This is a genomic window from Kytococcus schroeteri, from assembly GCF_042433515.1.
In the GTDB taxonomy this organism is placed as follows: Bacteria; Actinomycetota; Actinomycetes; order Actinomycetales; family Dermatophilaceae; genus Kytococcus; species Kytococcus schroeteri.
Genome location: NZ_JBHLVH010000028.1, coordinates 17,605 through 29,646, shown reverse-complemented (window position 1 = coordinate 29,646; position 12,042 = coordinate 17,605). Strand labels below are relative to the sequence as shown.

At 72.9% G+C, this 12,042-nt stretch carries 9 protein-coding genes; all 9 read left to right on the top strand.

What is annotated here, in order from left to right; translation table 11 throughout:
• The first annotated feature begins 81 nt into the window (after positions 1–81).
• The 9 genes from ACFFHC_RS11195 to dxs all read left to right on the top strand — a co-directional run bounded on the left by ACFFHC_RS11195 (position 82) and on the right by dxs (position 11,612).
• Entirely contained in the window at positions 82–378 is a 297-nt protein-coding gene (locus ACFFHC_RS11195) for a DUF4193 domain-containing protein (protein ID WP_070705421.1), read from the top strand.
• A gap of 7 nt (positions 379–385) precedes the next feature.
• On the top strand, positions 386–832 hold the full coding sequence (gene dut / locus ACFFHC_RS11190; RefSeq protein ID WP_070705420.1) for a dUTP diphosphatase: 447 nt from the start codon (positions 386–388) through the stop codon (positions 830–832).
• A 44-nt stretch (positions 833–876) separates the two neighbouring features.
• Positions 877–1,773, top strand: a complete 897-nt coding sequence (locus ACFFHC_RS11185) for a DUF3710 domain-containing protein (RefSeq protein ID WP_101849596.1) — start codon at positions 877–879, stop codon at positions 1,771–1,773.
• A complete protein-coding gene (locus tag ACFFHC_RS11180; protein WP_101849597.1) occupies positions 1,773–2,510 on the top strand; it encodes a DUF3159 domain-containing protein in 738 nt (245 codons plus the stop codon). Before ACFFHC_RS11185 ends, ACFFHC_RS11180 begins: the two co-directional genes overlap by 1 nt.
• 64 nt (positions 2,511–2,574) lie before the next feature.
• A complete protein-coding gene (locus ACFFHC_RS11175) occupies positions 2,575–3,837 on the top strand; it encodes a class I SAM-dependent RNA methyltransferase (protein ID WP_101849598.1) in 1,263 nt (420 codons plus the stop codon).
• 253 nt (positions 3,838–4,090) lie between these two features.
• On the top strand, positions 4,091–6,916 hold the full coding sequence (locus ACFFHC_RS11170; RefSeq protein ID WP_070704473.1) for an aconitate hydratase: 2,826 nt from the start codon (positions 4,091–4,093) through the stop codon (positions 6,914–6,916).
• 180 nt (positions 6,917–7,096) lie between these two features.
• Positions 7,097–9,253 (top strand): acyltransferase family protein, encoded by a 2,157-nt coding sequence (locus ACFFHC_RS11165; protein ID WP_379805453.1) that lies wholly within the window; start codon positions 7,097–7,099, stop codon positions 9,251–9,253.
• Positions 9,254–9,347: 94 nt separating this feature from the next.
• Positions 9,348–9,731, top strand: coding sequence for a hypothetical protein (locus ACFFHC_RS11160; RefSeq protein WP_070704371.1), 384 nt, complete (start codon positions 9,348–9,350; stop codon positions 9,729–9,731).
• Positions 9,732–9,764: 33 nt separating this feature from the next.
• Positions 9,765–11,612: a 1-deoxy-D-xylulose-5-phosphate synthase gene (gene dxs / locus ACFFHC_RS11155; protein ID WP_379805449.1), complete on the top strand. Its 1,848-nt coding sequence runs from the start codon at positions 9,765–9,767 to the stop codon at positions 11,610–11,612.
• Positions 11,613–12,042: the final 430 nt, after the last annotated feature.

The window sequence follows — 12,042 nt, the reverse complement described above, 5'->3', positions numbered from 1 at the left end:
TGCAAAATCCCCGCGGATGGTGCACTCTCCGCGCGTGCTGCGCCGGCCCGGCGCGGTGTCCCTTACTTCCAGGAGATGGCTGTGGCGACCGATTACGACGCTCCGCGCAAGAACGACGACGACATCGAGGCCGACTCGATCGAGGAGTTGAAGAACCGCCGCGGCGACACCACCTCCGGCAACGTCGACGTCGACGAGACCGAGCAGGCCGAGGGCTTCGAGCTGCCCGGCGCCGACCTCTCCTCCGAGGAGCTGTCGGTGCGCGTGCTGCCCACGCAGACCGACGAATTCACCTGCTCCTCCTGCTTCCTGGTGCACCACCGCAGCCAGCTGGCCGCCGAGAAGAACGGCCAGCTCGTCTGCTCGGAGTGCGCCTGAGAGCACGATGACCCCCTCGCTGCGCGTCGCCCGCCTCACGCCGTCGGCCACGCTGCCCACCCGGGCGCACGCCGACGACGCGGGTGCGGACCTGTACGCCAGCGAGGAGGTCACCCTGGCCCCCGGCGAGCGGGCCCTCGTGGGCACCGGCATCGCGGTGGCCCTGGAACCGGGCACGGTGGGCCTGGTCCACCCCCGTTCCGGGCTGGCCGCACGCCACGGCATCACCGTGGTGAACGCGCCGGGCACCATCGACGCCGGCTACCGCGGGGAGGTCCGCGTGTGCCTGCTGAACACCGACCGGACCGCACCCTTTACGGTGGGTGTCGGGGACCGCATCGCCCAGCTGCTCGTGCAGCGGGTGGAGCTCCCCGCCATCGAGGAGGTCGAGGACGTGGCGCTGTTGGGCACCACCGAGCGCGGCACCGGCGGACACGGGTCCACCGGACGCTGAGCACCTGGCACCACCCGCCGCACCGACGAGGAGACACCTAAGGCATGGCACTGTTCAAGCGGTCCCGCACCCAGCCCGACCACCAGGCCCCGGCCGGGTCCGTGCGTGGCTCCGACCTGACCGACGACGAGCTGCGGGAGCTCGGCCTCTCCGCCGACGAGGTGGACCGGATGGGCGGCCTGGAGGGCATCGTGGCCGCGGTCGAGCCCGCGTCCGAGACCGCCGCGGCCGAGGAGCTCCCCGACGAGGCCGCCGAGATGGAGCCCGAGCAGCGCGACATGCTGCGCGCCGAGTCCGAGGAGGCCGCCGCGCTGGGCCTGCCGCGCCCCGAGGGCCTGCGCGCCACCGGCCCGTACGACTCCACCGAGGTGCCCTCGCCCCGCAACCGCGTGGACATGGGCTCGATCTGGGTGCCCGGCGTGGGCGGCATGCAGATGCGCCTGGAGTCCGACCGCGCCACCGGCGCCGTCACGGCGGTGAACGTCCTCGTGGGCGACTCCAACCTGCAGCTCCAGGCCTACGCCGCCCCGCTGAGCGGCGGGCTGTGGGAGGACATCCGCTCCGGCCTCGTGGAGGGCCTGGAGCGCTCCGGCAGCCACGGCGCCGTGGTGGACGGCCCGCTGGGCCCGGAGATCCACGCGCGCATGCCGCGCACCGGCCAGCTCGGTGACGGCCAGGGGGAGGCCAGGACCGCGCCGGTGCGCTTCGTGGGCGTGGACGGCCCCGGCTGGTTCCTGCGCGGCGTCATCTCCGGCCCGGCCGCGGTGGACCGCGAGAAGGCCGGCCTCATGTACGCCCTGCTCAAGGCCACCGTGGTGCACCGCGACGAGGTCCCGCGCGAGCCGCGCTCGCTGCTGCCCCTGCACCTGCCCTCGGACAACCCGGAGAACGGCTCGATGGCGGCGCGCAGCCAGCCCCGCCCGGGCACCGGTCCGGCCTGATGGCCACCCCCGCCGGCGCGGCCGGCGACGGCAGCGCACCCTCCGCGCCGCGCTCCGAGGCGGCCGCCGCCGAGACGGTCGAGCACGTCATCCGCCACCGGCTCGCCGAGGCCCTCGGCGGGTGGCGCGGATCGCTCGAGGCCGCCCTGCCCACCGTGGCCTTCGTGACCTGGTGGCTGCTGCGGCACGACGTGCGCGGCGCCGTCATCGCCTCGGTGGTGGTGCTCGGCGTGCTCGCCGTGGCCCGGTTCGCCGCAGGCGGCACCCTGCGCTACCTCGGGGCGTCGGTCTTCGCCACGGCCCTGGCGGCCTTCTTCGCCCTCCGCTCGGGGGAGGCCCAGGACGCCTTCCTGCCCGGCATCCTCATGTCGGCCGCGTGGTGCGTCCTCACGCTGGTCTCGGTCCTGGTGCGGTGGCCGGTGGTCGGCTTCCTCGTGGCCCTGGGCGACCCGCAGTTCGAGACCGACCCCACCGGCTGGCGCCGCTCGCGCGCCATGGTGAGGGTGTGCTCCCGACTCACCTGGGCGCTCGTGGCGCTCTACGCGGTGCGCGTGGCCGTGATGCTGCCCATGTACCTGGCCGGGAACGTGGCGGCGCTGGGCGTGGCCAAGATCGTCATGGGCTGGCCGCTGTACCTCGTGGCCGTCGGGGCGATGGTGGCGATGCTGGCCACCGGCCGCACCGCCGTGGACGCCCCGTTGGAGGCCGAGGCCGAGCAGCTCGCCCGCGAGGGCTGAGCGCTCCCGCCGGCACGGCCCCGGGACCGGGCCGGGTCGAGGCGTCCCACCTAGACTCCGGCCCATGAGCCGCCGGAACCGCACGTCCCCCGAGCCGCAGGACCTCGTCGGCACGAGTGCGGTGGTGGAGGTGGGGGAGTTCGCCCACGGCGGCCACTGCGTCGCCCGCACCGCCGAGGGACAGGTCGTCTTCGTGCGGCACGCGCTGCCCGGTGAGCAGGTGCGCCTCACCGTCACCGAGGGCGGCAGCACCAGCCGCTTCCTGCGTGCCGACGCCGTGGAGGTGCTCCGCGCCGCCCCCGGTCGTCGCGAGGCGCCGTGCCGGTGGGCCGGCCCCGGCGGGTGCGGTGGCTGCGACCTGCAGCACGCCACCCCCGGCACCCAGCTGCAGCTCAAGGCCCATGTGCTCTCCGAGCAACTGCGCCGCCTGGCCGGGCTGGAGCTGCCGGTGGAGGTGCGTCCCCTGGCGGTGCCGGGCGTCGCCCCGGGCACGCGCTGGCGCACCCGGGTGGAGTTCGCCACCGACCCCGAGGGCGTGCCGGGCCTGCGCGCCCACCGCAGCCACGACGTGCTGCCGGTGGACGACTGCCTCATCGCGACCTCCGGGGTGGTGGGTGCAGCGGGACTCGGCACCCCGCGCCCGCGGGGCGTCCGCGCCGTCGATGCCGTGGACCCGGCCCTCTCGGAGCCGGTCGCCGTGGAGCTCGGGCACCGCGGCCGCGTGCTCGGGCAGGAACCCGAGGTCACCGAACGCACCGTCGCCCCCGACGGCCGCGAGCTGCCGGTGCGCCTGGGGGCGCGCGGCTTCTGGCAGGCGCACCCGGCGGCGGTGCCCACCTTCGTGGAGCACGTGCTGGCCGAGCTGGCCCCGCAGCCGGGGGAGCGGGCCTGGGACCTCTACTGCGGGTCGGGTGCCTTCACCGTGCCGCTCGCGCTGGCGGTGGGCGAGGCCGGTGCCGTGCTCGGCGTGGAGGGGTACGAGCCCGCCGTCGACGCCTGCGCGGCCGCCCTGGAGGAGCACGCCCCGGGCACCCCGGCCGACCTGCTCGTCGGGGACGTGGCGCGCTCGCTGTCCGGCTGGGAGGGCCAGGCCCCCGACCTCGTGGTGCTCGACCCGCCGCGCGCCGGGGCCGGGAGGGCGGTCATGGACGCGGTCGCCGCCAGCGGCGCCTCCCGCATCGCGTACGTGGCGTGCGACCCGGCGGCGCTCGGGCGCGACCTGGGCACCGCCCGCACCCTGGGGCTGCAGGTGGAGAAGGTGGTCGGATTCGACGCCTTCGGCAACACCCACCACGTCGAGGCGATCGCCACGCTCCGCCGCCCCTGACTCGCGGCGGGCACGGCACCCGGCCCACCGAGGGCCGGGATCGGCGACGGGCGGGCCTCTGATATTCTCTTGACGTCAAGATAAAAAAGTTCCAGGTCATCCGCCCCCGCTGCTGCACGCAGGTCCACCTCGGTGGACCGGGCGTTCCGGAGGTCACAGAATGGATGACGACGGCAGGGCGCCGGTTCGCGGCGCGCTGCACCACCACCACGGCCACCCGGCGCCCCTGCGCGCGGGCGGCACGACGAAGGGAATGGTTGTGAGCGACAGCTTCGGAGCCAAGTCGACCCTGAAGGTCGGCGACAACGAGTACGCGATCCACCGCATCAAGGACGTCGAGGGCCTCGAGGGCGCCGCGACCCTGCCCTACAGCCTCAAGGTGCTGCTCGAGAACCTCGTGCGCACCGAGGACGGTGAGAACATCACCGCCGAGCACATCAAGGCCATCGCCGACTGGGACGAGAACGCCGAGCCCAGCGTCGAGATCCAGTTCACCCCGGCCCGCGTGATCATGCAGGACTTCACCGGTGTGCCCTGCATCGTCGACCTCGCCACCATGCGCGAGGCCGTGGCCGAGCTCGGTGGTGACGCCGACCGCATCAACCCGCTCGCCCCGGCCGAGATGGTCATCGACCACTCCGTCATCATCGACGTGTTCGGCCGCCCCGACGCCTTCGAGAAGAACGTCGAGATCGAGTACGAGCGCAACCAGGAGCGCTACCAGTTCCTGCGCTGGGGCCAGACCGCCTTCGACGACTTCAAGGTCGTTCCCCCGGGCACCGGCATCGTCCACCAGGTGAACATCGAGCACCTGGCCCGCGTCGCCATGACCCGTGAGGTCGACGGCGAGCTCACCGCCTACCCGGACACCTGCGTCGGCACCGACTCCCACACCACCATGGAGAACGGCATCGGCGTGCTCGGCTGGGGCGTCGGCGGCATCGAGGCCGAGGCCGCGATGCTGGGCCAGCCCATCTCCATGCTCATCCCGCGCGTGGTGGGCTTCAAGCTCACCGGCGAGATCCCCGCCGGCGCCACCGCCACCGACGTGGTGCTCACCATCACCGAGATGCTCCGCGAGCACGGTGTGGTCGGCAAGTTCGTGGAGTTCTACGGCGAGGGCGTGGCCTCGGTGCCGCTGGCCAACCGAGCCACCATCGGCAACATGTCGCCGGAGTTCGGCTCCACCTGCGCCATCTTCCCGGTGGACGACATCACCCTGGACTACCTGCGCCTGACCGGTCGCTCCGACGAGCAGGTCGCCCTCGTGGAGGCCTACGCCAAGGAGCAGGGCCTCTGGCACGACCCCTCGGTGGAGCCCCGCTTCTCCGAGCGCCTCGAGCTGGACCTCTCCACCGTGGTGCCCTCCATCGCCGGTCCGAAGCGCCCGCAGGACCGCATCGAGCTGACCAAGGCCGCCGAGCAGTTCCGCGCCGACCTGCAGAACTACGTGGTCGAGGGCAACGAGGTCCAGGGCTCCGCCGTCGACAAGGAGCTCGCCGACTCGTTCCCGGCCTCCGACGCCCCCGCCCAGGACGCCTCCGAGGAAGCCACCGAGGCCGGCAAGCCGGTGCGCAGCGCCATCTCCACCAACGGTGGCCAGCGCCCGTCCAAGCCGGTCCGCGTGACCGTGGACGGCGAGACCTTCGAGATCGACCACGGCGCCGTGGCCATCGCCTCGATCACCTCGTGCACCAACACCTCCAACCCGTCGGTGATGATGGCCGCCGCGCTGCTGGCCAAGAACGCCGTCGAGAAGGGCCTCTCGGTGGCCCCGTGGGTGAAGACCTCCATGGCCCCCGGCTCGCAGGTCGTCACCGGCTACTACGACGCCGCCGGCATGTGGCCCTACCTGGAGAAGCTGGGCTACCACCTGGTCGGCTACGGCTGCACCACCTGCATCGGCAACTCCGGTCCGCTGACCGAGGAGATCAGCCAGGCCATCACCGAGAACGACCTCGCCGTCGTCTCCGTGCTCTCGGGCAACCGCAACTTCGAGGGCCGCATCAACCCCGACGTGAAGATGAACTACCTGGCCTCCCCGCCGCTGGTCATCGCGTACGCGCTCGCGGGCACCATGGACTTCGACTTCGAGTCCCAGCCGCTGGGCCAGGACGCCGAGGGCAAGGACGTCTTCCTCAAGGACATCTGGCCGTCCCCCGAGGAGGTGGAGGCCACCATCAAGGAGGCCATCACCAAGGACCTGTTCGTCAAGGACTACGCCGACGTGTTCGCCGGTGACGAGCGCTGGCAGGGCCTGGAGACCCCCGAGGGCAGCACCTTCGAGTGGGACGGCGAGTCCACCTACGTGCGCAAGCCCCCGTACTTCGAGGGCATGTCCATGGAGCCCTCGGACGTGGCGGACGTCAAGGGCGCCCGCGTGCTGGCCCTGCTGGGTGACTCGGTGACCACCGACCACATCAGCCCGGCCGGTTCCATCAAGGGCGACAGCCCGGCCGGAAAGTACCTGGCCGAGCACGGCGTGGAGCGCAAGGACTTCAACTCCTACGGCTCGCGCCGCGGCAACCACGAGGTGATGGTGCGCGGCACCTTCGCCAACATCCGCCTGAAGAACCTGCTGCTGGACGGCGTGGAGGGCGGCTTCACCCGCAATTTCCTGGCCGGCGGCGAGCAGACCACCATCTTCGAGGCCTCGCAGGCCTACCAGGAGGCCGGCGTGCCGCTGGTGGTGCTGGCGGGCAAGGAGTACGGCTCCGGCTCCTCGCGCGACTGGGCCGCCAAGGGCACCCGCCTGCTGGGCGTCAAGGCCGTCATCGCCCAGAGCTACGAGCGCATCCACCGCTCCAACCTCATCGGCATGGGCGTGCTGCCGCTGCAGTTCCCCGAGGGCGAGTCCGCCGAGTCCCTAGGCCTGGACGGCACGGAGACCTTCGACATCGAGGGCATCGAGGCGTTCAACGCCGGTGAGCGCCCGAAGACGCTGAAGGTCACCGCCACGAAGGAGGGCGGCGAGTCCGTCTCCTTCGACGCCGTGGTGCGCATCGACACCCCCGGTGAGATGTCCTACTACCGCAACGACGGCATCCTGCAGTACGTGCTGCGCCAGCTCGCCGCCTGAGGCGGTGAACCGCTGAGGCGGTAGGAGTTCCACGGCGCCCGTCCCCGCACCCGGGGGCGGGCGCCGTGGTGTGCGTCGGTGCCGCAGGTCGTCGGTGGTGGGCGTTATCGTGTCGCCGGCGCGCGGCACGAGGCCGGCGCCGCGGAACGGTGGGGTGCAGCGCCCCCGGAGGAGGTGGCCGTGGGCCGGCAGCAGGGTCAGGCGCGGCGCGGCGCCCCCGAGGGGGAGACCCGTCCGGTGGCCGGCATGGGCTCCGGCGCCGCCGACTCCGGCCGCATCCAGGGCCTCGACGGCCTGCGCGCCCTGGCCGTGGGGCTGGTCGTGCTCTTCCACCTGTGGCCCGGCACCGTGCGGGGCGGCTTCCTCGGGGTCGACGTCTTCTTCGTGATCTCCGGCTTCCTCATCACCACGCTGCTGCTGCGCGAGGTGCGGCGCAACGGGTACATGAACATGCCCACCTTCTGGATGCGCCGCATCCGCCGGCTGGTCCCGGCCCTGGTGCTGCTGCTGCTGGTGTGCACCGCACTGGTGCTGGTGGTGGACCTCACCCGGGGAGGGGACCTGCGGGTGGGGCTCGGCCGGCAGGTGCTCGGCGGCCTGACCTTCAGCACCAACTGGGTGGAGATCTCCCACGGCACCTCGTACTTCGACCAGAACCAGCCCGTGCTCTACAAGCCGCTGTGGTCGCTCTCGGTGGAGGAGCAGTTCTACCTGTTCTGGCCACCCGCTCTGGCGCTGCTCATCGCCCTCACCGGCCGCTGGCGCGAGCGCATGGCCGTGGTCTCGGTGGTGGGTGTGCTCTCGGCGGTGTGGATGGCGGTGCTGTACGTCACCGCCCCCGACGTGACCCGCCCCTACTACGGCACCGACTCCCACCTCTTCGGCCTCATGGCCGGGGTGATGGTGTCCTTCCTGTGGATGTCGCGGCGCAGCGTGCTGCGAGGGGCCGCTTGGCGCCGGTGGCGCGGGCCGGCGGGCGTGGGCTCGCTGGCGGGCGTGCTGCTGCTGGCCCTGGCGATGCCGGAGGACCGTGCGGTGACCTACACCGGCGGGCTGTTCCTGGTGTCCCTGCTCACCGCGGTGGTCATCGCCGCCCTGCTGCCGGGCCGCACCGCCCTGCACCGGGTGCTCGAGCTGCGCCCGATGGAGTGGGTGGGGGAGCGCTCCTACGGCCTGTACCTCTGGCACTGGCCGGTGCTGCTGCTGCTCGAGGCCGCGCTGCCGGCGCAGACCCCGGGCTCGCTGGGTTCGTTCCTGACCCGGCTGCTGGCGCTGGCGCTGGCGGTGGCAGCCACCGAGGCCAGCTACCGCTGGGTGGAGACCCCCGTGCGGCGGATGGGCTTCCGGGCCTGGGCGCTGCAGGCGGTGGAGGCCGTGCGGGGCCCCGCCGAGCGGGGGCGTCCGGTGCCCCGTGGGGCACGCCCGGCGCGACGCGGCGCCGTCCCGGGTGTCCGTGCCCGCGGCGCGCTGCGCCCACCGGTGCCGGCCCGCGTGACCGCAGGAGCGGCCGTGGTGGCCCTGCTCATGGGCGGTGTGGCGGTGGCCACGGCCCCGGAGAAGACCGAGACCCAGCTGGCCATCGAGGCCGGCGAGAAGGAGCTGGCCGAGATGCCCGGGGCCCAGGTGGGTCCCGACGGCGAGGTCGTCGTGCCCGGCGACCCCACCGGCCCGGACACCTCCCCGGCCCCGGGTGCCTCGCCCTCGCCGACCGGGGAGCCGGACGCCTCGCCCTCGCCCGACGCGTCGTCGTCGCCCGCCGCCTCGCCCTCGTCGACCCCGTCGCCCGAGCCGGGGGAGTCCACGGCGCCCACGGGGAAGGGCTCCGGCTGGTACGTCCCGAAGGGCCACCAGGTCTCGGTCTTCGGTGACTCGTTGGTGGTCACCAGCCTCCACGGGTTCAAGGAGGAGTTCCCCGGGCTGGCCGTCGACGCCAAGTCCAACCGCCAGTGGCCCGAGGGGCAGTCGGTGATCCGTGCCCACCTGCGCGCCGGAGACGTGCGCGACTCGGTGGTCATCGCCTTCGGCACCAACGCCGGCGTGCGCGACCAGAAGGTGGTGCGCGACACCCTCGACGACCTGGGCCCCGAGCGCCAGGTGGTGCTGGTGAACCTCTTCGGCAAGTCCACGTGGATCGACGAGTCCAACGACAACCTGCGGCAGATCGCCGAGGACTACCCCAACGTGGCCGTGGCCGACTGGCACGCGCTGGTCTCGCAGCACCCCGAGTGGCTGCAGAGCGATGGCGTGCACCCCGGCATCGAGGGTGGTTTCGCTTACGGCGCGATGGTGCGCGACACCTTCGCCGCGCAGGCGGGGGAGAAGGACTCGGGCGACTGACCGGCGGTGGCGGGTACCGGGACGGCAGGTGCATGAGTACTCCTGTCGCAGACGCGGCTGGCGCATCGGTACGCCTGTTCCATAGACTGCGGGTATGGCACCTGCCCGCGACCCGCGCTCCGGCCCGCCCGGCTGGCCGGCTCCAGTGCGCCCCGTGGACGCCCCCGGGTGGCGCGATGACGCGGTGGCCTGGCTGCTGGACCTCTGCCCGGCGGACTTCCGCGCCTACGACGGCTGGCGCCGCCACCCGGTGATGCTGGCGTGGATCGCCGAGCGCCACGTGGCCGGGCAGGTGGAGGTGCTGCGCCAGGCGTGGCGCGACGTGCGGCTGCAGGTGGGGGTGCACGTGCCGCCGGAGGCCCTGCCCTCGCTCATGGAGCACATGGCCGCCGAGGGGCGCCGCCTGGCCGAGGCGCGCCGGGGCGCCGAGCTGCTCAGCGAGGCGCTCCGCGGTGAACGCTGGGTGCCGCGCCTCTAGACTGGGCCCTTCGCACGACGGAACGGACTTTGCGTGAGCACGTTGGACCAGATCGGCAACCCCGACGACCTCAAGGCCCTGGCAGCCGACCGGCTGCCGGGTCTGGCTGCGGAGATCCGCAGTCGCCTCATCCAGAGCGTCTCGCGCACCGGGGGGCACCTGGGGCCGAATCTCGGCGTGGTGGAACTGACCATCGCCCTGCACCGCGTGTTCGACTCGCCGGCCGAGCCCATCGTGTTCGACACCGGCCACCAGAGCTACGTGCACAAGATGCTCACCGGCCGCACCGACTTCAGCACGCTGCGCCAGGCCGGCGGGCTGAGTGGCTACCCGAGCCGCGCCGAGTCCGAGCACGACGTGGTGGAGAACTCCCACGCCTCCACCTCGCTCAGCTGGGCGCACGGCATCGCGGTGGGGCGGCGCCTGCGCGGCGAGGAGGGCGCCACCGTGGCCGTCATCGGTGACGGCGCGCTCACCGGTGGCATGGCCTGGGAGGCGCTCAACAACATCGCCGCGGACAAGACCCTGCCGCTGGTGGTGGTGGTCAACGACAACGAGCGCTCCTATGCGCCCACCCTGGGCGGCATGGCCGAGCACCTGGCCCACCTGCGCACCCAGCGCCGCTACGAGCAGGCCCTCAGCTGGACCAAGAAGAGCGTGCAGAGCACCCCCGTGGTGGGGCGTCCGGTGTTCGAGGCGCTGCACGGCCTCAAGAAGGGCGTCAAGGACGTGCTGGCCCCGCAGGGCCTCTTCGAGGACCTCGGCATCAAGTACATCGGCCCGGTGGACGGCCACGACCTGCCGGACGTGGAGAACGCCCTGCGCCTGGCCAAGCGCTACGGCGGCCCGGTGATCGTGCACGTCATCACCCAGAAGGGGCGCGGCTACGACCCGGCCACCAACGACGAGGCCGACCGCTTCCACGCCGTGGGCAAGATCAACCCCGAGACCGGGCTGCCGCTGGAGATCGCCGGCCGGGCGTGGACCGAGGAGTTCTCCGAGGAGCTCGTCGACATCGCCGCCGAGCGCGAGGACGTGGTGGCGCTGACGGCGGCCATGCTCATCCCGGTGGGCCTGGAGCCGATGCAGGCGCGCTTCCCCGAGCGCGTCTTCGACGTGGGCATCGCCGAGCAGCACGCGGTCACCATGGCCGCAGGGCTCTCCCGTGCCGGGCTGCACCCGGTGGTGGCCATCTACTCCACCTTCCTCAACCGCGCCTTCGACCAGCTGCTCATGGACTGCGCGCTGCACCGCCAGGGCGTCACCTTCGTGCTCGACCGCGCGGGGGTCACCGGCTCGGACGGGCCCAGCCACAACGGCATGTGGGACCACTCGTTGCTGTCCATCGTGCCCGGGTTGCACCTGGCCGCCCCGCGCGACGGCGTGCGCGTGCGCCGGGCCCTGCGCGATGCCGTGGAGGTCACCGACGCGCCCACCGTGCTGCGCTTCCCCAAGGGCAGCGTGCCCGAGCCGGTGGAGGCGGTGGCGCACCGCGACGGCGTGGACGTGCTCACGCAGGACGGTGACGGTGCGGTGGACGAGCTGGTGGTGGCCATCGGGGCCATGGCGCCGGTCGCCCTCGACCTGGCCGAGCGCCTGCGCGCCGCGGGCCGCACGGTCCGTGTGGTGGACCCGCTGTGGGTGCTGCCGCTCTCCGACGGGCTGCGGGCCGAGGTGGAGCGTGCCGGCGGCCGGGTCTCGGTGGTCGAGGACGCCCTCGTGGTGGGCGGCCTGGGCTCGCGCGTGGCCGCCGAGTTCCCCGAGCGCACCGTGCGTGCCTTCGGCATCCCGCAGCGCTTCCTCGACCACGCCTCGCGTGGGCAGATCCTCACCGAGATCGGGCTGGACGCCGACGGCATCGCCGCCGAGCTGCTGGGCTGAGCGGGCGGGCGTCCGGCCGCCCCGGGGCACGCCGGGCAGCACGAGGGCCGGTACCCACCGCGGAGGCCGGCCCTCGTGCTCCGCCGAGTGATCCAGGGAGCTTGATCGATCAGAGTTTGCACATCGTGGCCCTTCCTTGCGAAGAGATGTCGCGATCGCCGCCTCTTCCAGGTACAGCGAACCTGCTGTGCATCGGAGCGCCAAGCACAGCTGCACCTCGCGCCGTCTCAGGCATCAGGTGCAGATCGAGCACGCTCGGGGATCGGGGCCGCAGTCCCTCTCGACTCATCGAGGCGTGCGCCTTAGGCTCACCACCGTGAAGGGGAACGCGAGACTCTGGTGTTCAGTTCGGGGATGCACAGTCACTGGCGTGACACTCTTGGCGTTGGCTGCATGCGCGAGCAACGGCGATAGCGGCGAGCCCTCGGAT

Bases quoted from the DNA above. Each gene is read 5' to 3' on its own strand.
- dut (WP_070705420.1), top strand. From the start codon at position 386: ATGACCCCCTCGCTGCGCGTCGCCCGCCTCACGCCGTCGGCCACGCTG.
- ACFFHC_RS11175 (WP_101849598.1), top strand. From the start codon at position 2,575: ATGAGCCGCCGGAACCGCACGTCCCCCGAGCCGCAGGACCTCGTCGGC.
- ACFFHC_RS11170 (WP_070704473.1), top strand. From the start codon at position 4,091: ATGGTTGTGAGCGACAGCTTCGGAGCCAAGTCGACCCTGAAGGTCGGC.
- ACFFHC_RS11160 (WP_070704371.1), top strand. From the start codon at position 9,348: ATGGCACCTGCCCGCGACCCGCGCTCCGGCCCGCCCGGCTGGCCGGCT.
- ACFFHC_RS11180 (WP_101849597.1), top strand. From the start codon at position 1,773: ATGGCCACCCCCGCCGGCGCGGCCGGCGACGGCAGCGCACCCTCCGCG.
- ACFFHC_RS11185 (WP_101849596.1), top strand. From the start codon at position 877: ATGGCACTGTTCAAGCGGTCCCGCACCCAGCCCGACCACCAGGCCCCG.